The organism is Nitrobacter sp. (assembly GCF_051535235.1).
GTDB lineage: Bacteria > Pseudomonadota > Alphaproteobacteria > Rhizobiales > Xanthobacteraceae > Nitrobacter.
In genome coordinates, this window is sequence record NZ_JBPPLZ010000008.1 from 85233 (window position 1) to 106490 (window position 21258).

General features: G+C 62.5%; 17 protein-coding genes. 10 read left to right on the top strand and 7 right to left on the bottom strand.

The genetic code is table 11. The features are described 5' to 3' along the window. Positions 1–25: 25 nt before the first annotated feature. The gene (locus ACS3WA_RS12150) at positions 26–1468 is read left to right on the top strand and encodes an NAD-dependent succinate-semialdehyde dehydrogenase (protein WP_438278768.1); all 1443 of its coding nucleotides are present in this window, start codon (positions 26–28) and stop codon (positions 1466–1468) included. Positions 1469–1552: 84 nt separating this feature from the next. Here ACS3WA_RS12150 and mazG read toward each other — a convergent pair whose 3' ends face one another. Then, positions 1553–2395: a nucleoside triphosphate pyrophosphohydrolase gene (gene mazG / locus ACS3WA_RS12155; RefSeq protein ID WP_438278769.1), complete on the bottom strand. Its 843-nt coding sequence runs from the start codon at positions 2393–2395 to the stop codon at positions 1553–1555. A 132-nt stretch (positions 2396–2527) separates the two neighbouring features. On the opposite strand from mazG, the gene queC reads away from it, so the two are divergent. From queC to ACS3WA_RS12195, 8 genes are all read left to right on the top strand, one after another. Next, the gene (gene queC / locus ACS3WA_RS12160) at positions 2528–3244 is read left to right on the top strand and encodes a 7-cyano-7-deazaguanine synthase QueC (protein WP_438278770.1); all 717 of its coding nucleotides are present in this window, start codon (positions 2528–2530) and stop codon (positions 3242–3244) included. A 224-nt stretch (positions 3245–3468) separates the two neighbouring features. Continuing rightward, a complete protein-coding gene (locus ACS3WA_RS12165; protein WP_438278771.1) occupies positions 3469–3765 on the top strand; it encodes a hypothetical protein in 297 nt (98 codons plus the stop codon). A 53-nt stretch (positions 3766–3818) separates the two neighbouring features. Next, positions 3819–5090 (top strand): divalent metal ion exporter subunit IhpA, encoded by a 1272-nt coding sequence (gene ihpA / locus ACS3WA_RS12170; protein WP_438278772.1) that lies wholly within the window; start codon positions 3819–3821, stop codon positions 5088–5090. Continuing rightward, positions 5087–6067: a divalent metal ion exporter adaptor subunit IhpB gene (ihpB, locus tag ACS3WA_RS12175; protein WP_438278773.1), complete on the top strand. Its 981-nt coding sequence runs from the start codon at positions 5087–5089 to the stop codon at positions 6065–6067. The genes ihpA and ihpB overlap by 4 nt, the downstream gene beginning before the upstream one ends. After that, entirely contained in the window at positions 6060–9290 is a 3231-nt protein-coding gene (locus tag ACS3WA_RS12180; RefSeq protein ID WP_438278774.1) for an efflux RND transporter permease subunit, read from the top strand. The genes ihpB and ACS3WA_RS12180 overlap by 8 nt, the downstream gene beginning before the upstream one ends. 387 nt (positions 9291–9677) lie before the next feature. Next, positions 9678–10697: a TRAP transporter substrate-binding protein gene (locus ACS3WA_RS12185; RefSeq protein ID WP_438278775.1), complete on the top strand. Its 1020-nt coding sequence runs from the start codon at positions 9678–9680 to the stop codon at positions 10695–10697. Positions 10698–10719: 22 nt separating this feature from the next. Next, positions 10720–12609 carry a TRAP transporter large permease gene (locus ACS3WA_RS12190; RefSeq protein WP_438278776.1) on the top strand — a complete coding sequence of 630 codons (1890 nt, stop codon included), beginning with the start codon at positions 10720–10722 and terminating at the stop codon, positions 12607–12609. A gap of 95 nt (positions 12610–12704) precedes the next feature. Further along, on the top strand, positions 12705–14348 hold the full coding sequence (locus tag ACS3WA_RS12195; protein WP_438278777.1) for an acyl-CoA synthetase: 1644 nt from the start codon (positions 12705–12707) through the stop codon (positions 14346–14348). Positions 14349–14412: 64 nt separating this feature from the next. Here ACS3WA_RS12195 and ACS3WA_RS12200 read toward each other — a convergent pair whose 3' ends face one another. From ACS3WA_RS12200 to metG, 3 genes are read right to left on the bottom strand one after another with little or no spacing between them, the layout of a single operon-like run. Beyond that, complete coding sequence (locus tag ACS3WA_RS12200) at positions 14413–15237, bottom strand: MBL fold metallo-hydrolase (protein WP_438278778.1); 825 nt, start codon at positions 15235–15237, stop codon at positions 14413–14415. Beyond that, positions 15234–16025 (bottom strand): TatD family hydrolase, encoded by a 792-nt coding sequence (locus tag ACS3WA_RS12205; RefSeq protein WP_438278779.1) that lies wholly within the window; start codon positions 16023–16025, stop codon positions 15234–15236. The genes ACS3WA_RS12200 and ACS3WA_RS12205 overlap by 4 nt, the downstream gene beginning before the upstream one ends. 13 nt (positions 16026–16038) lie before the next feature. Next, a complete protein-coding gene (gene metG, locus ACS3WA_RS12210; RefSeq protein ID WP_438278826.1) occupies positions 16039–17682 on the bottom strand; it encodes a methionine--tRNA ligase in 1644 nt (547 codons plus the stop codon). 28 nt (positions 17683–17710) lie between these two features. Here metG and ACS3WA_RS12215 point away from each other — a divergent pair, with 28 nt between their 5' ends. Further along, positions 17711–18016 (top strand): hypothetical protein, encoded by a 306-nt coding sequence (locus tag ACS3WA_RS12215; protein WP_438278780.1) that lies wholly within the window; start codon positions 17711–17713, stop codon positions 18014–18016. Positions 18017–18054: 38 nt separating this feature from the next. Here the strand turns inward: ACS3WA_RS12215 and ACS3WA_RS12220 are convergent, their stop codons facing one another. Genes ACS3WA_RS12220 through ACS3WA_RS12230 form a run of 3 tightly spaced genes read right to left on the bottom strand, consistent with a single transcriptional unit; the run spans position 18055 to position 21028 of the window. Next, positions 18055–19095 carry a DNA polymerase III subunit delta' gene (locus ACS3WA_RS12220; RefSeq protein WP_438278781.1) on the bottom strand — a complete coding sequence of 347 codons (1041 nt, stop codon included), beginning with the start codon at positions 19093–19095 and terminating at the stop codon, positions 18055–18057. Beyond that, positions 19092–19784 carry a dTMP kinase gene (gene tmk, locus ACS3WA_RS12225; protein WP_438278782.1) on the bottom strand — a complete coding sequence of 231 codons (693 nt, stop codon included), beginning with the start codon at positions 19782–19784 and terminating at the stop codon, positions 19092–19094. Before tmk ends, ACS3WA_RS12220 begins: the two co-directional genes overlap by 4 nt. After that, positions 19784–21028 (bottom strand): D-alanyl-D-alanine carboxypeptidase family protein, encoded by a 1245-nt coding sequence (locus ACS3WA_RS12230; protein ID WP_438278783.1) that lies wholly within the window; start codon positions 21026–21028, stop codon positions 19784–19786. Before ACS3WA_RS12230 ends, tmk begins: the two co-directional genes overlap by 1 nt. Between the last annotated feature and the right edge of the window lie 230 nt (positions 21029–21258).

A 21258-nucleotide genomic window follows, 5' to 3' on the forward strand; every position in this document is an offset into this window, starting at 1 on the left:
AGCCATCGCAGGAAACTCTCAGGAGATGCCCGTGAGCTATCAGAACACATCGCTGCTGATCGACGGCAAATGGCGACCCGGCGCGTCAGGAAAAACCCTAGCCGTACTCAACCCCGCGACCGAGGAACAGATCGGCACGGTGGCTCACGCCGATCGCTCCGATCTCGATGAAGCTCTCGCCGCGGCCGAGAAGGGCTTCAAGGTCTGGCGTGCGGTCGCGCCTTTCGAACGCGGCAAGATCATGCGAAAGGCGGCTGGCTTGCTGCGCGAGCGCGCCGACTGCATCGCAACGCTGATGACGATGGAGCAGGGCAAGGTTCTCGCCGAGGCCAAAATAGAGACGCTGGTGGCGGCAGACGTCATCGAATGGTTCGCAGAAGAATCCCGCCGGGCCTATGGCCGCGTGATTCCGGCGCGTGGGCCCGGCATCTACCAGATCGCGATCAAGGAGCCGGTCGGGCCGGTTGCGGCTTTCACGCCGTGGAATTTCCCGATCAATCAGGTCTGCCGCAAGCTCTCGGCCGCGCTTGCCGCCGGCTGCTCGATCATCGTCAAGGCTCCCGAGGAAACGCCGGCGTCTCCTGCCGAACTGCTGCGGGCATTTGTCGATGCGGGCGTGCCCGACGGCGTGATCAATCTCGTGTATGGCGTGCCAGCCGAAATCTCCGAATATCTGATCCCGCATCCGGTCATCAGGAAAATATCGTTTACCGGCTCGACCGCGGTCGGCAAGCAACTCGCCGCGCTCGCCGGTCAGCACATGAAGCGCGCGACCATGGAACTTGGCGGCCATGCGCCGGCCATCGTGTTCAACGATGCCGATATCGCAGGCGCCGTGAAGATCATCGCCGGTGCCAAGTTTCGCAACGCTGGCCAGGTCTGCATCGCGCCGACGCGGCTTCTGGTGCAGGACAAGGTGTACAAGGATTTTGTCGGCAAATTCACGGAAGCCGCCAAGGCCATCAAGGTCGGCAACGGTCTCGACGCCGATTCAAGGATGGGTTCGCTCGCGAACGCGCGCCGCGTCGCCGCCGTCGAGGGCTTTGTGCAGGACGCGATCGGCAAGGGCGCCAAGCTCACGGCCGGTGGTCATCGCATCGGCAACAAGGGATATTTTTTCGAGCCGACCGTGATCACCGACGTGCCGAAGGACGCCCGCGCCATGAACGAGGAGCCGTTCGGCCCGCTGGCTTTGATCTCGCCGTTCTCGACCTTCGCTGAGGCCGCAGAGGAGGCGAACCGACTGCCGTATGGTCTCGCGTCCTACGCCTTCACCAGTTCGACCCGGACCGCGACCGCGATTGGCGCGGAGATCGAGAGCGGCATGGTGGCGATCAACAATGTCGGGCTCGCTTTGCCGGAAAACCCGTTCGGCGGCGTCAAGGATTCCGGCTACGGCTCGGAGGGCGGCATCGAGGCGATGGAGGCTTACCTCATCACGAAGTTCATCAGTCAGACCGGGGTGTGAGGGCAGCCCGGTAACCGATACGTCCTGCTGCGGCGGCGGTTTTCCCTCCCTTGTAGGAGAGGAAGAAGGCAAACGCAGCGAGCCTCAAGATGACGTGAGCGTAGAACGTTCTTTCTCCCGTTCTTTTGCCTCGTTCCACAGAGCATCCATCTCGGCGAGAGACGCATCCTCCAGCGAGCGGCCCTTCGCGACGAGAGTCTGTTCGATATAGGCGAAGCGCCGCTCGAATTTCGCATTGGTCCCGCGTAGCGCCATTTCAGGATCGGCATCGACATGGCGCGCGAGGTTGACCAGCGCGAACATGAGATCGCCGGTCTCGGATGCGATGTCGGCCTTGTCGCCGCGATCCAGCGCCGCTTCGATCTCGTCGGCTTCCTCGCGGATCTTGGCGAGCACGGCCCGAGGATCGTTCCAGTCGAATCCGACCGTCGATGCCTTCCACTGCAAGGCCATCGCGCGCGCCAATGCGGGCTGCCCGGCCTTGACGCCCGCAAGCAGACCTGAGGCCGGCGCTTCCTTCTTCGGTTTGCGCGCGGCACGTTCGGCCTTTTCTTCCGCCTTGATGCGCTCCCATGTTCCCTTGACGTCCGACGGCGCGACGTATCCTGAACTGTCGGGAAATACATGCGGATGCCGCCGGAGCATCTTGCGCGTGATGGCTTCGACCACATCGCCGAACGAAAAGGCATTTTGCTCCTCGGCCATGCGCGCATGAAAGACCACCTGCAACAGCAGATCGCCGAGTTCGTCGCAGAGATCAACCAGATCGTTGCGCGCGATCGCCTCCGCCACCTCATAGGCTTCCTCGATGGTGTAGGGCGCGATAGTCGCAAACGTCTGTTCGAGATCCCACGGGCAGCCGGTACCGGGCGTTCTCAGTTGCGCCATGATTTCGATCAGGCGTGAAATATCGCGGGAAGGGGTCATCAAGTCACCGACAGCGAGGAATGTGCATCCTCTATGCCGCAAGCCGCGCCGCCGTCCCAGCAAAAAGCAGGCGAACGGTGAGCAATCCCCGCTGATTGGCGTGTGAAGGCGAGGAGTGCTATTGGCTTCGCCATGACCGATCAGCCAGCCTCCCGCACCGCGCTGGTGCTGTTTTCCGGCGGACAGGACTCCGCGACCTGCCTCGCGTGGGCGCTGCAACGCTTCGCGCGGGTCGAGACACTTGGTTTCGACTACGGCCAGCGCCATGTCATCGAACTCCAATGCCGCGACAACCTCCTCGCGGATATCAGGTCGTTGCGTCCGGACTGGACCGGGAAGCTCGGCGAAAACCATACGCTTGCCATTCCGACGCTCGCGGAGATTTCCGATACCGCGCTGACCCGCAGCGTCGCGATCGAAATGGGCGAGGGTGGACTGCCCAATACATTCGTGCCCGGCCGCAATCTCGTGTTCCTGACCTTTGCGGCGGCGCTGGCCTATCGGCGCGGCATCTCCGATATCGTCGGTGGCATGTGCGAGACGGATTATTCCGGCTATCCGGATTGCCGCGACGATACCATCAAGGCACTGCAAACCGCGCTCAATCTCGGGATGGACAGGCCGTTCGAACTGCACACACCCTTGATGTGGCTCGACAAGGCTGCGACCTGGTCGCTTGCGCATGAACTCGGCGGGGCAGGGCTGGTCGATCTGATCCGCGAGCACTCGCATACCTGTTATCTCGGCGAGCGCGGCGCACGGCATGACTGGGGCTATGGTTGCGGCGAGTGCCCGGCGTGCCGGCTGCGCGCAAAAGGCTGGCGCGAATACGCAGCGCGGGCAGCTTGAGGGAACTCTTCAGGCGGAGACAGAGCGGCGGCAGAATATAATCCACGCGGCCGGCCTGTCCTCCTCACGAAACCGCCGGACCTGTTATAGTGTTGCAGTCGACTCGAGATGCGCGGGCGTGTTAGACAAACATCGCTGGCTTGGGACGAAGTAGGCCATTGACCCTCACTTCTATCAACGATCGATCCGTTCTCCCGCGCGTTTCGCGCAGCAGGATCGCGGTCGTGTTTCTGATCGTCGCTTATTTGTTGTCGGGCGCGCTGCATCATTGCTTCGACATCGACGTGACCGCTCCCGGGGGGCGGATCGTCGTCTCAATGACGCCGGACCATACGGATACGAATGGACCCGGAATGGTCGCAGACCATCACTGTCACGGTTGTTTCCCCGTTTCGTTGCCCAGTCCGCCGTTGCTCGCGGTCACAATTGCACCTGAGCGTGCCGTGATTCCGAAGGTGCTTTCGCGCGCCTCCGATCTCGTTCCGGGCATTGACACTCCGCCGCCAAAGCTCCTGACCTGAACGTATTCGCGGGCGTATTGACGCCCTGATTCCGCCGTTCGTCAGGATCTTCCATGCTATCGAAATCCGCCGCGCGTCTTGCGGGGGCGATGGCGCTGCTGGTCAGCCCTTGGCTGACGGCAACGTCGCATTCGCAAACGCTCACGTTGAAGACCGCGCTTCAACGCGCGCTCGCCGCCAATCCGCGCCTGACCGCCGCCGAGCGCGATGTCGGAATCGCAACCGGCCAGCGCATCCAGGCCGGCGCGCTGATCAATCCCGAACTGTCCTATGAGCAGGACAATTCGTTCGGGTCGGGGCGTTATCGCGGGACGAAATCGACGGAAACCACGCTGCAGATCAGCCAGCTTTTCGAGCTTTTCGGCAAGCGCGACGCGCGAATTGCCGTCGGGCAGGCCGGCGTCGAGACCGCCGCCATCCAGCGCAAGGCCGTGCGTCTCGAAGTTCTGTCGGAGACGGCCGTCGCCTTTCTGGGCGTCCTCGGCGCGCAGCGCAGGGTGCGGATCCTGGACGAGCAGATCGCCGCAATCGAGAAGCTGGCGCCGTTGCTGCACCGGCGAGTGGACGCCGGCGCTTCGTCACCTGCCGAAATCGGCCGGGCGGAAGTCGCGTCCGCGTTGGTGAAGGCGGATCGCGAGCGTGTGAGTTCGACGCTTGCCAGCGCACGGCGCGAACTGGCGGTACTGATGGGCGATACTGCTGCGAAATTCTCGGCGGTTTCCGGGCGGCTGGACGATCTGGGTCGGCCTCCATCTTTTCAGGTCGTCATCGCCGCGATCGATTCGAATCCGCAATTGATGCGCTGGACCGCGGTCTATGCGCAACGCAACGCCGAACTGCTGCTGGCCCGGCTGAAGCCCTATCCGGACGTTCGCGTCAGCGCCGGCTGGCGTCATTACAACGAGACCGGCGACGACGCCGTCAGGCTCTCGCTGTCCGTTCCCATTCCGGTCTTTGACCGGAACCAGGGCAACATCCTGTCCGCTCAGGAAAGCCTCGCAAAAACGAGGGCGGAGCGCGAAGCCAATCGCAACACGCTGATCGTACTCGCCGGCCGCGCCTACGATTCGCTGCAGGGATCGTTGCGCGAGCTGAAAGTGTTGCGCGATGTGGCGATCCCGAAATCGAGTCAGGCAGCCGACGCCATCTTCGAGGGATACGGGCAGGGGCGTTTCACGCTTCTCGAAGTGCTCGATGCGCAGGCAAGCGTTACGCAGGCGCGTCTGCGCGAACAGGAGGCTCAGCAGAATTTCCATATTGCTGTCGCCACCATCGAGGGACTGGTCGGCAATCCGTTTGCGCTGACGCGGGAGAGCGCAAGATGAGAATGCTCTCGATCATTGTTGCGACCGTTGCGGCGCTCGCGGTCGCAGCCATCGGCTATCGCATGATGGGGCCGACGAAACCTGCTGCGCCGGTTGCGCGAAAAAACCATCAGAGCGAGAAAGCCGCAAATGGCCACATCGAGCAGGACGAGCACGGCGCGGACCGCATTCTGATCAGCGACGTCAAGCTCGCAGCCGCCGGTGCGGTGCTCGCCAAGGCCGGCGCGGCGACGCTCAGCGATACGCTGTCCTTCAATGGGGTGCTGCGCGCCAACCAGGAGACGGTGGTTCAGGTGACGCCGCGCTTTCCAGGCATCGTCCGTTCGATCAGCAAACGGATCGGCGATACGGTGGCCAAGAACGACCAACTTGCATCGGTCGAAAGCAACCAGAGCCTCACCGTCTACGACCTGAAGGCGCCGATCAGCGGCACCGTGATCGACCGCCAGATCTCGCTCGGCGAGTACGCCTCGGAACAGAAGCCCTCTTTCGTCGTCGCCGACCTGTCGACAATCTGGGTCGACCTGTCGATCTATCGTCAGGACCTCAATCGCGTCCGGACCGGCGACGAAGTGCTGATTGATCCTGACGACGGCGGCGCGGACATCAAGGGTCGCATATCCTACGTCGCGCCGGTCGGATCGAGCGACACGCAGACGGCGATCGCCCGGATCGTTCTGGCAAACGCGGACGGCCGCCTGCGTCCGGGACTGTTCGTTACCGCGCGGCTCGTGCTGGCAAAGCGCAACGTGCCGGTTGCGGTGCGCGTTGGCGCGATACAGACGCTGGATAACAAGACGGTCGTTTTCGTCCGCGAAGGCGGCGACAAGATCGAAGCCCGCCCCGTGGCGCTCGGAGAATCCGATGCGAGGTTCGTGGAGATCCGTGCGGGGCTTTCGGCGGGAGAACCCTATGTCGCCGAGAACAGCTTCGTCGTGAAGGCGGAGATGGGCAAGGGAGAGGCCGAGCATGATTGATGCGGTCCTCGCCTTTTCAATCCGCCAGCGCTGGCTGGTGATCCTGTTCGCCCTGGGGATCGCGGTCCTCGGCGGCTGGAATTTCACCCGGCTGCCGATCGATGCGGTGCCCGACATCACGAACGTCCAGGTGCAGATCAATACCCGCGCGCCGGGTTACTCTCCGCTGGAAACCGAACAGCGCATCACGTTTCCGGTCGAGACGGCGATGGCCGGTCTCCCCAGGCTTGAATACACGCGATCGAGTTCGCGCTACGGTCTGAGCCAGGTCACGGTCGTCTTTCTCGACGGCACCGACATCTACTTCGCGCGCCAGCTGGTCAACGAGCGCATCCAGCAGGTGAGGGATCAGTTGCCGCCCGGCGTGGAGGTCGCGATGGGTCCGGTGTCGACCGGGCTCGGTGAAATTTTCATGTATACCGTTGAGGCCGAGCAGGGCGCGAGGACCCCCGGCGGCGACGAATTCACGGCAAGCGACCTGCGAACGATTCAGGACTGGATCATCAAGCCGCAACTGCGCACCGTCCCCGGCGTGATCGAGATCAATACCATCGGCGGATACGAACGCCAGTTTCATGTGTTGCCGGATCCGGGACGGCTGATGGCCTACAGTCTCGGACTGCGCGACGTGATGACGGCTCTCGCCGCCAACAACGCCAACGTCGGCGCGGGCTATATCGAACGCAACGGCGAACAATATCTCGTCCGGACGCCGGGACAGGTCGCCAACATCGCCGAAATTCAGGACATCGTCATCGGTTCGCGCGGCGGCATTCCCGTCCGCATCCGCGACGTGGCCGACGTGCGGGAAGGCAAGGACCTGCGGACAGGAGCCGCGACGCTGGACGGCAAGGAGACCGTGCTCGGCACCGCGATGCTGCTGATCGGCGAGAACAGCCGCGCAGTCGCGAAGCAGGTGGCGACCAAGCTCGGCGAGATCGCCCGCTCGCTTCCCGACGGCGTGATCGCGCGCACGGTCTATGACCGGACCGATCTGGTCGATGCGACCATCAGAACCGTGCAGAAGAACCTGATCGAGGGCGCGCTTCTCGTCATCGCGGTGCTGTTCCTCGTCCTCGGCAATATTCGCGCGGCGATCGTGACGGCGTGCGTGATTCCACTCGCCATGCTTTTCACGGTGACCGGCATGGTCGAGGCGAGAGTCAGCGCAAACCTGATGAGCCTGGGCGCCATCGATTTCGGCATTATCGTCGACGGCGCGGTGATCATCGTGGAGAATTGCCTGCGGCTTCTTGCCGAGGAGCAGCGCAGGGCGGGGCGGCTTCTGTCGCTCAGCGAACGCCTGCGGACGATTTTCAACGGATCCCGCGAGGTGATCAAACCCAGCCTGTTCGGCACCACGATCATCGCGGTCGTGTACCTGCCGGTACTGACGCTCACCGGCGTCGAAGGCAAGATGTTCACGCCGATGGCGCTCACGGTGCTGATGGCGTTGCTGGGCGCCGCGATTTTCTCCGTGACTTTCGTTCCCGCGGCCGTTGCGATTGTGATGACCGGCAAGGTCTCCGGCAAGGAGAGCCTTTTCATGCGCGGGGCGAAGCGAGGCTACCTGCCGCTGCTGAAAGGCGCGATCCGGTATCGGCACCTGGTGGTGTCCGCGGCTGTCGTCATCGTGCTGGCAAGTGGCGTCGCCGCGATGCGTATGGGTGGCGAATTCATTCCCTCGCTCGACGAGGGAGACGTCGCCATCGCCGCGATCCGGATACCGGGAACCAGCCTGACCCAGTCGCTCGATCTCCAGATGGCGCTGGAGAAACGGATCAAAAAAATCCTGGAAGTGAAAGACGTCTTCGCGCGGACCGGCACCGCGGAGGTCGCCACCGATGCGATGCCGCCATCGATGTCCGACGGCTACGTCATGCTGAAGCCGCGCGAGGAATGGCCGGACCCGTCGAAGCCCAAATCCGAACTCGTGGAGGAAATCGAAAAGGCTGCGAACGAGATTCCCGGCAGCGCATATGAAATCTCGCAGCCGATCGAGTTGCGCGTCAACGAACTGATCTCCGGCGTGCGCAGCGACGTCGGCATCAAGATCTTCGGCGACGATCTGGACATTCTCCAGGGCGCGGCGAAACAGGTGCAGTCCGCGATCACGACTATTTCCGGCGCGACCGACGTCAAGATCGAACAGGTGTCCGGGCTTCCGATTTTGACGGTGAAGCTGGATCGGCAGGCCCTGTCGCGCTACGGCCTCAGCACCGCTGACGTCCAGAACGTCGTGGAGATTGCGATCGGCGGCAAAAGCGTTGGCAAGCTGTTCGAGGGCGATCGGCGTTTCGACATCGTGGTCCGCCTTCCTGAAAACCTGCGAGGCCGCCTGGAGTCGATCCGCGCCATCTCGATTCCCCTGCCTCCCGTCGAAAACACAACGGCAGCGGAGAAGACGAACGTTGCATGGTCGGCATCGTCCGCCCTCCAGATGCGCTACGTGCCGCTGTCATCGGTGGCGACGGTCGAGGTCGCGCCGGGTCCCAACCAGATCAGCCGCGAAAACGGCAAGCGTCGCATCGTCGTCACCGCCAACGTTCGCGAACGGGACCTCGGATCGTTCGTGGCCGACGCGCAGCGCGCGGTCGCGGAGAAAGTCAGGCTGCCGCCGGGCTATTGGATCGGCTGGGGAGGGCAGTTCGAACAACTCGTATCGGCGACCAAACGCTTGACGATTGTGGTGCCGGTCGCGCTGGCGCTCATGCTGTTGCTATTGTTCATGAGTTTCGGATCGCTCGCCGATGCCTTGCTGGTGTTCAGCGGTGTGCCGCTAGCCCTCACCGGCGGCGTTCTAGCGCTGCTGCTGCGCGGTATCCCGCTGTCCATCAGCGCCGGCGTCGGCTTCATCGCGCTGTCGGGCGTCGCCGTCCTGAACGGCATCGTCATCATCTCTTTCATTGAACAATTGCGGCGGGAAGGAACGCCGGTATTCGATGCGGTTTATCAGGGCGCCTCGACCCGGCTGCGACCGGTCCTGATGACGGCGCTGGTCGCATCCCTTGGATTCGTGCCGATGGCGATCGCGACCGGCGCGGGCGCCGAAGTGCAGCGGCCCCTGGCAACCGTCGTGATCGGCGGCATCGTCTCGTCGACCATCCTGACGCTGCTGGTATTGCCGGCGTTGTATGTTCTGTTCCGCAAAGACTCCGAGCCGGCGCCTGCGAACGATCTGTCCGCAACTGCGTCATCGTCGGGGCGGCGGCAGGATAGATAGTTGGCGATCCGGCGCAGCGACCAGACCAGCTTTCGCCCTTGAAATATCCAACAAAGAAGTCAGGTGACCGTCGGCGCTGGAGCGGTGCCGGCTTCCTGACCATTCCCGCAAACCGTCCCGTAATTCGCATAAGGTATATTATGGAATATTTATTCCACCAGAGATCCCAGCGGCTTAGCGGAGTTTTTTGCAAACCCCGCGGCGATCGTTTCAATTCCTTGCTCGAAATAGCGCTTGCAGAATAAGCCCCGCGCGGAGATCGTGACTTGCGGTCGGCGAGAATTGCGCGAAGAACTTGACCTGCGAATCGCGAAGTGATGACCGGACGCGGCGCCTTGCATCGTGGACTTGTACTGGACAACAACAAACGTCAGGGAGACGGTTCAGATGGGTTTTTCGCGTCGTACAGTGCTGAAGGCGTCGGCGGCGACGGTCATCCTCGGCGGCGTCGGCGCGCCATTCGTGGCGCGCGCCCAGAAGGCTGAGTTTTCTTACAAGTACGCCAACAATCTGCCGGAGTCGCATCCGCTGAACATCCGCGCCAAGGAAATGGCGGCGGCGATCAGGACCGAGACCGACGGACGGGTCGATTTGCAGATTTTTCCCAGCAACCAACTCGGTTCCGATACCGATGCGCTCAGTCAGATCCGTTCTGGCGGCGTTGAGTTTTTCACCTTGTCGGGCCTGATCCTGGCCGCGCTAATACCGGCGGCATCGATCAACGGCGTCGGTTTTGCATTTCCCAATTACGCGACGGTCTGGAAGGCGATGGATGGCGAACTTGGCGCATATATCCGCGGCGAAATCAGCAAGTCCAATCTCGTTGTGATGGACAAGATCTGGGACAACGGTTTCCGGCAGACCACGTCGTCGATCAGGCCGATCAACGGACCAGACGATTTCAAGGGGTTCAAGATACGCGTGCCGGTTTCGCCGCTCTGGACCTCGATGTTCAAGGCGTTCGGCGCTTCGCCCGCCTCGATCAACTTCAACGAGGTCTATTCCGCGTTGCAGACGAAGATCGTCGAAGGTCAGGAAAATCCGCTCGCGCTGATCGCGGCCGCCAAACTGTATGAGGTGCAAAAATACTGCTCGCTGACTAATCATATGTGGGACGGCTTCTGGTTCCTGGCCAATCGCCGCGCATGGGAGGCGATTCCGGTCGACATCCGCGCTATCGTCACGAGGAACATCAATGCAGCGGCGGTCAAGGAACGTGAGGATATCGAGAAAATGAATGCGACGGTCCGTGCCGATCTCGCCGCCAAGGGGCTGATCTTCAATCAGCCTGAACTCGGCCCGTTCCGCGACAAGCTGCAATCCGCCGGTTTCTATTCCGAATGGAAGGGCAAATACGGCGATCAGGCGTGGTCGTTGCTGGAGAAATCGGTAGGCAAGCTCGTATAAAAGCCGGCCTCGGACGCAAAAGATGGCTCGCGCCGAAGGCACGGAAGCGACGGCGGACGTGGAAACGCCGGATTTCGCGCGACGGCGCTCTCTGGCGGCGTCGCTCGATGCTTGTCTCGGATATCTGGTCGAAGTGCCGGCAGCCGCGCTCGTCGTTGCGGAAATCATCGTGCTGTTTGCGGGCGTGGTTTCTCGCTACCTGCTTCACCGGCCTCTGATCTGGTCCGATGAACTGGCGTCTATCTTGTTCCTGTGGCTGGCGATGCTGGGCGCGGTCACGGCATTCCGTCGCGGCGAGCACATGCGCATGACCGCGCTGGTCGCGCAGGCCCGCCCCGGACAACGCGCCTTCCTCGACGCGGTCGCCCTCTGCGCGGCCCTCGCCTTTCTGATCCTGATAGTCGGGCCATCGTGGGACTATGCCTATGAGGAAAGCTTCATCACCACGCCGGCGTTGCAGATTTCCAACGTGTGGCGCACGGCGGCGCTGCCGGTAGGCATCGGCCTGATGGCCGTCTTTGCGCTGCTGCGGCTGGTGCGCATCGGCAACATACGGATTCTGCTCGGCGCGGCCGCGACCGTCGCTGTCATGATTTTCGCATTCCGTCTGATGCAGCCGTGGTTGCTGCCGTTGGGCAATCTCAACCTCGTGATCTTTTTCGTCGGCGTCGCCGGCCTCTGCGTATTCGCAGGTGTGCCGATCGCCTTCGGATTTGGCCTTGCGATCTACGGATATCTGGCGCTGACCACGCGGACGCCGCTGATCGTGCTGGTCGGACGTATGGACGAGGGCATGAGCCATCTCATCCTGCTCGCCGTTCCGCTGTTCGTCTTCCTCGGCCTGCTGATCGAAATGACCGGGATGGCGCGCGCCATGGTGGCGTTCCTTGCCAGTCTGCTTGGTCATGTTCGCGGCGGTCTCCACTATGTGCTGGTCGGTGCGATGTATCTGGTGTCGGGCATTTCGGGGGCCAAGGCGGCGGACATGGCGGCCGTGGCTCCCGTGCTGTTTCCGGAGATGAAGAAGCGTGGAGCCGAACCGGGCGACCTCGTCGCCCTGCTCGCGGCCACCGGCGCCCAGACGGAAACCATTCCGCCGAGTCTGGTGCTGATCACGATCGGCTCGGTGAGCGGGGTATCGATCGCGGCCCTGTTCACCGGCGGATTGCTTCCGAGCGCCGTGCTGGCGATCACGTTGTCGGCGCTGGTGTGGTGGCGGCACCGTGACGACGACCTGAGCCACATCGAAAAGGCTAGGGTCGGCGAGATCGCCCGGACGTTCGTCGTCGCCCTGCCGGCTCTGGCGCTGCCGTTCGTGATCCGCGCTGCCGTCGTCGAGGGAATCGCGACCGCAACGGAGGTGTCGACCATCGGCATCGTCTATGCCGTTCTCGCCGGCCTGTTGCTCTATCGTCGGTTCGACTGGCGCAGGTTGCTGCCGATGCTGATTGAAACCGCCTCTCTGTCCGGTGCGATCCTGCTCATCATCGGAACGGCAACCGGCATGGCCTGGGGACTGACCCAGTCCGGCTTTTCCCGGGCGCTGGCGGCCACGATGACCGGCCTGCCCGGCGGCGGGGTCAGTTTCATCGCCGTCTCGATCGTCGCCTTCACCGTTCTCGGCAGCGTGCTCGAAGGTATTCCGGCCGTCGTGCTGTTCGGCCCGCTGCTGTTCCCCATCGCAAGAGCCGTTGGAATTCACGAGGTCCATTACGCAATGGTCATTATTCTGGCCATGGGCATGGGCCTGTTCGCACCGCCTTTCGGCGTAGGTTATTATGCCGCCTGCGCCATCGGTCGCGTCGATCCTGCCGATGGGATCAGGCCGATCTGGGGTTACATGCTGGCATTGTTGATCGGCTTGATCGCCGTGGCCGCGTTTCCATGGATTTCGATTGGATTTCTGGAATAAATACCAGAGAGTTGGTCAGCCTTCCGTCTCTGTTTTCTGATATGGATAGAGCGGAAAATAAAAAATCCTTCGCAAGGTATTGAAGGGTAAAAGATATGGTCGAAAACCAATACAATACCGGTCTGGACAAAAACCCCGCCAATTTCGTGCCGCTGACGCCGCTGAGCTTCCTTGAGCGAAGCGCAGCTGTGTATCCCGGCCTGCCGAGCGCGGTCTACGAAGGACGCACCTTCACCTGGGCCGAGACCTACACCCGCTGCAGGCGCTTTGCATCGTTTCTCGCGGGACGTGGAATCGGGCGCGGCGATACCGTGGCGGTGATGTTGCCGAACATCCCCGCGATGAACGAGGTTCATTTCGCAGTGCCGATGACCGGCGCGATACTCAACACGCTCAACATCCGCCTTGAAGCGGCCTCCCTCGCCTTCATGCTGGATCATGGCGGCGCCAAAGTCATTCTGGTCGACCCGGAGTTCTCCGCCGTGATCGCCGCGGCGCTGACGCTGATGAAAGGCCCAAAACCCTTCGTCATCGACGTCGACGACGCGGCTTTTTCGGGCGGCGAACGCATCGGCGAAATCGAATATGAGGCGGCCGTCGCCGCGGGCGATCCGGGTTTCGTGACTGTGCCGCCGCATGACGAGTGGGACGCGATCGCGCTGAGTTACACCTCCGGCACCACGGGCAATCCGAAAGGCGTCGTTACGCACCATCGTGGCGCATATCTCAATGCCGTCAGCAATATTCTGGCCGGCGGGCTGGGGCAGCACCCGTCCTATCTCTGGACCTTGCCCATGTTCCACTGCAATGGCTGGTGCTTCACGTGGAGCGTTGCCGCAGCGGCGGGCGTAAACGTCTGCTTGCGCAAGGTCGATCCCGCCAGGATTTTCGAGCTTATCCCGAAGCACGGCGTCACCCACATGTGCGGCGCGCCGATCGTCTACAACACCCTGATCAACGCGCCCTGCGCGCCCAAGAGCAACGTTGCCCGGCCGATCGTCGGGCTGATCGCCGGGGCTGCACCCCCGGTCGCTGTGCTCGAGGGCGCTGAAAGCATCGGCATCAAGCTCACTCATGTCTACGGGCTGACGGAGACCTACGGTCCCGCCGCGGTCTGCGCCGAACAGCCGGGTTGGGATGACCTCCCCGGCGATCAGCGCGCTCAACTCAAGCGACGGCAGGGTGTTCCTTACCCGCTCGAGGAAGCCATCACCGTCCTTGACCCGGAGACTATGCACGAGGTGCCGCGCGACGGCGAAACCATCGGCGAGGTCATGTTCCGCGGCAACATCGTGATGAAGGGGTACCTCAAGAACGAGAAGGCGACGAAAGAAGCCTTCGCCGGCGGATGGTTTCATACCGGCGATCTCGGAGTGCTCGATCACGACGGCTATGTCATCATCAAGGATCGCTCCAAGGACATCATCATTTCCGGCGGCGAGAACGTCTCCTCGCTCGAGGTCGAGGACATCCTTTACAAGCACCCTGCCGTGCTGTTCGCCGCGGTGGTCGCCAAACCCGACGCCAAGTGGGGCGAAGTGCCTTGCGCCTTCATCGAATTGAAAGATGGTGCGCACGTCACTGAGGCGGAAATCATCGCCTATTGCCGCGAGCACATACCTGGTTTCAAGACGCCGAAGGCTGTGGTGTTCGGGACGATTCCGAAGACCTCGACAGGGAAGATCCAGAAGTTCCTGCTGAGAAGTCAGGTCAATTCGGCGAAGGCGATCTCGGCCTGAATTAGAAACTATCTCCTATGAGATAGAATCGGGCGGCAATCCTCCGCGGCCGATGACGCCGCCGTTATTCGAGCGTTGAGGCAGGGATAGGACCTTCAATCTGAAGCTTCATCCCGTCATAGGCCGGCACGACATTTTCCGGCAACTCGTGGCGCAGCACCTCGTAGTCCAGGTCGGCGTGCATGTTGGTGATGACAGCGCGCTTGGGCTTGAAGCGGTTGATCCACGACAGCGCGTCCGCGATGCTGAAATGGCTGGGATGCTGCGCGTATCGCAGTCCGTCGATGATCCACAGATCGAGGCCTTGCAGCGCCTGCCAGCTTTCATGCGGAATGTCGTGCGCGTCGGGGGTATAGGCAGCGTTGCCGATCCGGTAACCGAGCGACGGAATGTTGCCGTGCTGCACGAGAAAAGCCAACAGCGTGAGGGGGCCGCCCTTGCCGTCGATCGCTTGGCTTTCGCCCGCCTCGATGGAGAGGCTGTCCAGGATCGGCGGATAGCCGCTGCCCTCTGGCGACACGAAACAGTAAGAGAAGCGGGCGAGGATTTCCTTGGATGTCGACTGATTGAGATACACCGGAATCCGCTGGCCCTGATGCAGCACGATGGAGCGCAGGTCGTCGATTCCATGCGTCTGGTCGGCGTGTTCGTGCGTGAGGAAAACCGCATCGATGTGATCGACGTTGACGTCGAGCAACTGCTCGCGCAGGTCGGGTGATGTATCGATCAGGACACGCGTTGTCCCCTGCTCCGATGCGCGCTCCACCAACAGCGAGCAGCGGCGGCGGCGGTTTTTCGGATTGGTGGGATCGCAGGCGCCCCAGCCCAGCGCAGGACGCGGTACGCCGGCTGACGATCCGCAGCCGAGAATGGTCAGCGTCACCGTCATGCGATTACCTCTCCGCGCGGCACTTTGGAGAACAGCCGGAAGAAATTCTCTGTGGTCTGCCGCGACATTTCCTCGAGCGAAACGCCGCGCACATCGGCCAGCACCTTGGCGGTCTCCACGACATAGGAGGGTTCGTTGCGCTTGCCGCGAAACTTGCCGGGCGCAAGATATGGCGCATCGGTCTCGACCAGAATACGATCCTCGGGCAATTCAGCAGCGAGCGCGCGTAACGCATCGGATTTCTTGAACGTCAGGATTCCTGTGAAGCCGATGTACAATCCAAGCGCAACGGCCTTCATCGCGAGTTCGCGGCCACCGGTATAGCAATGCAGCACGCCGCGAAACGGCCCCTTCGCCATTTCGTCATCGAGAATGCGTCCGCAATCCTCATCCGCCTCGCGGGTATGAATGACCAGCGGCAAACCGGTGGCGCGGGCGGCGGCGATGTGGGCGCGGAATCCCCGCGCCTGAGCCTCGGGCGAGCCGTTTTCGTAGAAATAATCAAGCCCAGCCTCCCCCAGCGCCACGACTTTCGGATGCTGCGTCTTCGCGGTGAGTTCGTCCGGCGTGATACCGTCCTCTTCATCGGCGTGATGCGGATGCGTGCCGACCGAACAGTAGACGTTCGAAAACCGCTCGGCGATCGCGAGCAGTTTTGCGTGCTCCTTCACGCGAGTGGAGATCGTCACCATGCGCTCCACCCCCGCCGCTTCCGCGCGCGCGACGACGGCGTCGAGTTCATCGGCAAAATCGGGAAAATCAAGGTGGCAATGGCTGTCGACAAGCATGGGCGGTTTGCGGTCAGGTCACGGACGGTTCGACATAGCGCGGAAACACAGGGACCGGCGGCGGCAATGTCGTGCCTGGCTTGATGCGGACGTGACCGCCAAGCATCGCAAAATTCCGTTCGTCCGCGGGAATGCCGAGACTATCGAGCATCCTGGCGCATGCGGCCGGCATCGCGGGCTGAGCGAGGATCGCGATCTGGCGCACCACCTCGGCGGTGACGTAGAGCACCGTCTTCTGCCGCGCCGGATCGGTCTTGGCCAGCACCCAGGGCGCTTCGCCGGCGAAATAGCGGTTGGCTTCGGCGACGACGGCCCAAACGGCGTTGAGCGCCTGATGAATCTGCTGCGCATTCATCGCCTCGCGCGCAAGCGCGATCATGCCGTCGGCTTGCGCGAGGATCGCCTTGTCGGCGTCGCTGAAATCCCCAGGCTCGGGCAGCATGCCCTCGTGCTGCTTGGCGATCATCGACAAGGAGCGTTGGGCAAGGTTGCCGAAGTCGTTGGCGAGATCGGCATTGATGCGCGCCACGATCGCCTCGTGGTTGTAGCTGCCGTCCTGCCCGAACGGCACTTCACGCAGGAAGAAGTAGCGCATCTGATCGACGCCGTATTGCGCGGCGAGGTTGAAGGGATCGACGACGTTGCCGACCGATTTCGACATCTTCTCTCCGCGATTGAACAGAAAGCCGTGCGCATAGACACGCTTCTGCAACGGGATGCCCGCCGACATCAGGAAGGCAGGCCAGTACACGGCGTGAAAGCGAATGATGTCCTTGCCGATGATGTGAACGTCAGCCGGCCAGTAGCGCCAGTTCCTGTCGTTCTCGTCCGGAAAACCGACGCCGGTGATGTAGTTCGTCAGCGCGTCGACCCAGACATACATGACGTGCTCGGGATCGTCCGGCACCTTGATGCCCCAGTCGAAGGTCGTGCGCGAGATCGAGAGATCCTTCAGTCCACCCTTCACGAAGCTGACGACTTCGTTACGGCGGGAATCCGGACCTATGAAATCCGGCTGGCTTTCGTACAGCGCGAGCAGCCTGTCCTGATAGGACGCCAACTTAAAGAAATAGCTCTTTTCCTCCACCCACTCGACGGGGGTGCCCTGCGGGCCGCGCCGCACGTTGTCTTCGCCGACGACGGTCTCGTCCTCGGCGTAATAGGCTTCGTCGCGCACCGAATACCAACCGGCGTAGTTCGACAGATAGATGTCGCCGTTTGCCACCATGCGCTTCCAGATTTCCTGGACCGAGCGATGATGTGCGGACTCCGAGGTGCGGATAAACCGATCGAACGAGATGTCCAGCGTCTCGTCGAGCTTGCGCAGCAATTCGGCGTTCCGTGTGGCGAGTTCAAGCGCTGATATGTTTTCGCGTTGCGCGGTCTGTACCATCTTCTGGCCATGCTCGTCGGTGCCGGTCAGAAAGAAGACATCCTTGCCGTCGAGCCTCTGGAAACGCGCCAGCGCGTCCGTGGCGATCGCCTCATAAGCGTGACCGATATGCGGCGCGCCGTTCGGATACACGATGGCTGTGGTGATGTAGAACGTGTTGGCATGCGCCGACGTCGTACTCGAAGGCGCCGTAGTCAAGGTCGTATCAGTCCGGGCCGGCGCTGCGGCTTTCTCCGGACGCTTTCTCACCGGCCGTTTTGCCACGACCTGTTTTGCCACAGGCTGTTTTGCCGTGGATTTTTTTGTCACGGCTCGTTTTGAAGTTCTCTTTTTCGCCACAGCTTTTTTGGGAGCTTTTGTCGACGGCTGCTTTTTGGCCGCGCGCTTGGCAGGCTTACTCGCCGCCTTTTTGACCTTCTTCGGCGCGCGCGCTTTCGTCGTTGCCTTCGCGCCCGTCTTTCCGCGTTTGCTGCTCTTCCGGGCGCCAGCTTTTTTGCTGCGCGCTTTCGGGGCCACGACGCGGCGCTGTTTGCGCGGCTTCACGCGGGATTTTTTTGCCGTTTTCTTCTTAGCGGGAGCCACCACAAAGTCCTTATGAATCAGGCTGAATCGAAAATGCTTCCGGGCGGAGCGCTATTATCGCGTTGCTTCTGCCAGAAGCCCGAACACCGAGAAAACCAGCGGTTTCCGCTCGAGATTGTAGGTCTCCGTCTCGCGCGCGGCGTTGTTGATCTTTTCCCATACCTCCGCGAGCCGTGCAAGACGAGGAAGATCAGCGTTCGCATCGCCGACATGGAGGCGTTCGCCGATCCAGCGGTCGACACTGTCGACGAAGGCGCCAAGCGCGGCGCGGTCGCTGCCGCCGAGCGCATCGCCCAGCGCGTGCAGTTCGCGCGGGTCGACCTGTGGAAGGCTGTCCAGCAGCACCGTCGTCCTCTGGTGAAGCTTCAGCGCGCCGCCCCCCATCAGCGCCAGCGCCCGCGCCACGCTTCCCTCCGCCGCATCGGCGGCTTCCCGCAACGATGCATCGTCGGGCGCGATCCGTCCTGCTTCGGCTGCCGCACGAATCACATCATCGACCGCCAGCGGCCGCAGCATGAGCTTGCGGCAGCGTGACTGGATCGTCGGCAGCAGCCGCGCCGGCGCGTGACTGACCAGAAAAAACAGCGACCGACGCGGCGGCTCCTCGAGCACCTTGAGCAGCGCATTGGCGGCATTGGGGTTGAGTTCGTCGACGGTATCGACAATGCACACCCGCCAGCCGCCGATGGCCGCGGTCGAACCGAAAAAGGCGATCGTTTCCCGCGTCTGCTCCACGCTGATCACCGTGCGCATCACGCCCTTCTCGTTGGGCGTCCGCTCCAGCGTCAGGAGACCGCCATGCGTGTCGGCCGCGACATGGCGGGCAACCGGATGTGTCGGGTCAAGTTCGAGCGTCTGCGCCGATTGCACGTCGGACAGTGCGGGATCGCCGTGCGCAAGCACAAACCGCGCCATCCGGTAGGCCAGCGTCGCCTTGCCAATCCCCGGCGCGCCCCCGATCAGCCACGCGTGCGGAATACGACCGCCACGATAGGCATCGAGCAGTGTTCGCTCCGCCTCGCCGTGGCCGAAAAGCGCGGTTGTTTCGCGCGGATGCCTGACCGACATCTCCGCGGCAGTGGAGCGGGCGATCATGCGCGTGTGACTTCCCTGGCAGGATCCGCAGTCAGCACGCGATCGCGCAGTGCGGTCCACACTGCAGCAGCGACGGTCGCGACGTCGGCATTGGCATCGATCACCACGCAGCGTTGCGGGTCGCCGGCGGCGATGTCCAGATAAGCGTTGCGGAGTTGCCGGTGAAACGCAATGTCCTCGGCCTCGAAGCGATCGGGCGCGCGGCTGCCGCGGCGGCCTCCGGCGCGCTGCATCCCGATCTCGACCGGGATGTCGAGGATCACGGTCAGGTCGGGCTTGAGATCGCCGATCGTGACGCGCTCCATCGCGTTCAGCACGCCGGGCAGCACGTTCCCCAGCCGTCCCTGGTAGGCGCGCGTCGAATCCGCGAACCGGTCGCAGAGCACCCAGACGCCCTGCTCCAGCGTGGGCTTGATGACAGTATGAACATGATCGTCGCGCGCGGCCGCAAACAGCAAGGTTTCGGCATCGGCGCCGAGCAGCTTTCCCATGCCGGACAGAACGAGGTGACGAATGATTTCAGCGCCCGGCGAGCCCCCGGGCTCCCGCGTGACGATGGTGCGCAGCTTAGCAGCGTTCAGGCGTTCGGCGAGGATCTTGATCTGCGTCGATTTGCCGGACCCCTCGCCGCCTTCGAAGGTGATGAAGCGGCCGCGCACCGGGCCCGCATTGGCCGCGGCCTCAATCATCAGAGTCTCTCGGCGCCCGAGCGCACCATCCCGATGACAAGCTCGATCGCGCCGTCCATCGCGCGGCGCATCGTCGAGCCGACGCCCACGGCGTTCGTGGCATGAACCGGCGTTTCGACCGCGACTTCCTTGCCGCGCCATATTTTGATCAGGCCGATGGACTGCCCCGGCGCGACCGGCGCGTGGACCGGCCCATCATAGACGATGCGCGCGAGCAGCTTGTCGTTGCCGTTCTTCTGGACCATGACCTGGACCGGCTCTGACGCCGCGACCCCGACCGAGCCGCTGTCGCCGCCGAACACCTTGGCATAGCCGATCGGCTGTTCCGCTGCGAACAGGGTCCGGACTTCGAAATTCCGAAACCCCCATTCCAACAATTTCTTCGCCGCGGACGCGCGGTCATCCGCACTCTCCAGGCCATTCACCACGACGATCAGCCGCGTGCCGTTCTGAATGGCCGAGCCGACCATGCCATAGCCGCCCTCCTTGGTGTAACCGGTCTTGAAACCGTCGGCCCCTTCCATCGTGGTCAAAAGCGGGTTGCGATTGAACTGGCGGATCTTGTTCCAGGTGAATTCGCGTTCGCCGAACAGCTTGTAGAATTCCGGGTACGTCAGGATGATGTGGCGCGCCAGAACCGCAAGCTCGCGAACCGACATCTTGTTGCCGGGATCCGGAAGGCCGTTGGAATTGGCGAAAGTCGAGCGGGTCATGCCCAGCTCCCGCGCCCGCGCCGTCATCTTTTCCGCGAAGGCGCTTTCATTATTGGCGATGCCTTCCGCCAGCGCCATGCAGGAGTCGTTGCCGCTCTGGATGATCGCGCCGTGCAGCAGATCGTCGACCGAAACGCGGCTGTTGATCGCCGCGAACATGGTCGATCCGCCAGCGGGCGCCCCGCCCTTGCGCCAGGTGTTCTCGCTGATGAGGAACTCGTCGGTAAGCTTGATCTGGCCTTTCTTGATGGCGTCGAACACGACCTCCACCGTCATCAGCTTCATCATGCTGGATGGCGCCCGCAGTTCGTCGGCGTTCTTTTCGAACAGCACGCTGCCGCTGTTGGCTTCGATCAGAATTGCGGTCGGGGCGCTGGTCTCAAAGACCTCTTCCTTTCTGGCGCCCTGCACGCTGTTGTTGGCAGCGAGCGCAACGCCAGCAATCCCGATCGCGAGGATGACGATGGCGGCCGTCAGACCGCGCCACGCGAATTCCCGGCGTTTGCCATGCGTGAAAAATCTGGTTGTCATGCGCCGCGTTCCGCAGAGCCCGTTCCGGAGCCTTTCCGCTTGTACCGGACTCAGAAGCAGAAGGTCTATGATTTTGATTAGACGCGTTTTCTTCGCGTGAACCGGTCTCCACGCGGGCTCAGTCCCGAGAACATCTTCTCTCGTGAACGCTATAACAGTTGGCACCCTCACGAACAACACATGCCGCGCCGTGGAGGCGCGGAACTTCAGGGCGGCTTGGTTGCTTACGG

What these genes read in the sequence shown, in the direction of transcription:
- ACS3WA_RS12150 (WP_438278768.1), top strand. Translation starts at nt 26, where the DNA reads ATGCCCGTGAGCTATCAGAACACATCGCTGCTGATCGACGGCAAATGG.
- mazG (WP_438278769.1), bottom strand. Translation starts at nt 2,395, where the DNA reads ATGACCCCTTCCCGCGATATTTCACGCCTGATCGAAATCATGGCGCAA.
- queC (WP_438278770.1), top strand. Translation starts at nt 2,528, where the DNA reads ATGACCGATCAGCCAGCCTCCCGCACCGCGCTGGTGCTGTTTTCCGGC.
- ihpA (WP_438278772.1), top strand. Translation starts at nt 3,819, where the DNA reads ATGCTATCGAAATCCGCCGCGCGTCTTGCGGGGGCGATGGCGCTGCTG.
- ihpB (WP_438278773.1), top strand. Translation starts at nt 5,087, where the DNA reads ATGAGAATGCTCTCGATCATTGTTGCGACCGTTGCGGCGCTCGCGGTC.
- ACS3WA_RS12180 (WP_438278774.1), top strand. Translation starts at nt 6,060, where the DNA reads ATGATTGATGCGGTCCTCGCCTTTTCAATCCGCCAGCGCTGGCTGGTG.
- ACS3WA_RS12185 (WP_438278775.1), top strand. Translation starts at nt 9,678, where the DNA reads ATGGGTTTTTCGCGTCGTACAGTGCTGAAGGCGTCGGCGGCGACGGTC.
- ACS3WA_RS12190 (WP_438278776.1), top strand. Translation starts at nt 10,720, where the DNA reads ATGGCTCGCGCCGAAGGCACGGAAGCGACGGCGGACGTGGAAACGCCG.
- ACS3WA_RS12195 (WP_438278777.1), top strand. Translation starts at nt 12,705, where the DNA reads ATGGTCGAAAACCAATACAATACCGGTCTGGACAAAAACCCCGCCAAT.
- ACS3WA_RS12200 (WP_438278778.1), bottom strand. Translation starts at nt 15,237, where the DNA reads ATGACGGTGACGCTGACCATTCTCGGCTGCGGATCGTCAGCCGGCGTA.
- ACS3WA_RS12205 (WP_438278779.1), bottom strand. Translation starts at nt 16,025, where the DNA reads ATGCTTGTCGACAGCCATTGCCACCTTGATTTTCCCGATTTTGCCGAT.
- ACS3WA_RS12220 (WP_438278781.1), bottom strand. Translation starts at nt 19,095, where the DNA reads ATGATCGCCCGCTCCACTGCCGCGGAGATGTCGGTCAGGCATCCGCGC.
- tmk (WP_438278782.1), bottom strand. Translation starts at nt 19,784, where the DNA reads ATGATTGAGGCCGCGGCCAATGCGGGCCCGGTGCGCGGCCGCTTCATC.
- ACS3WA_RS12230 (WP_438278783.1), bottom strand. Translation starts at nt 21,028, where the DNA reads ATGACAACCAGATTTTTCACGCATGGCAAACGCCGGGAATTCGCGTGG.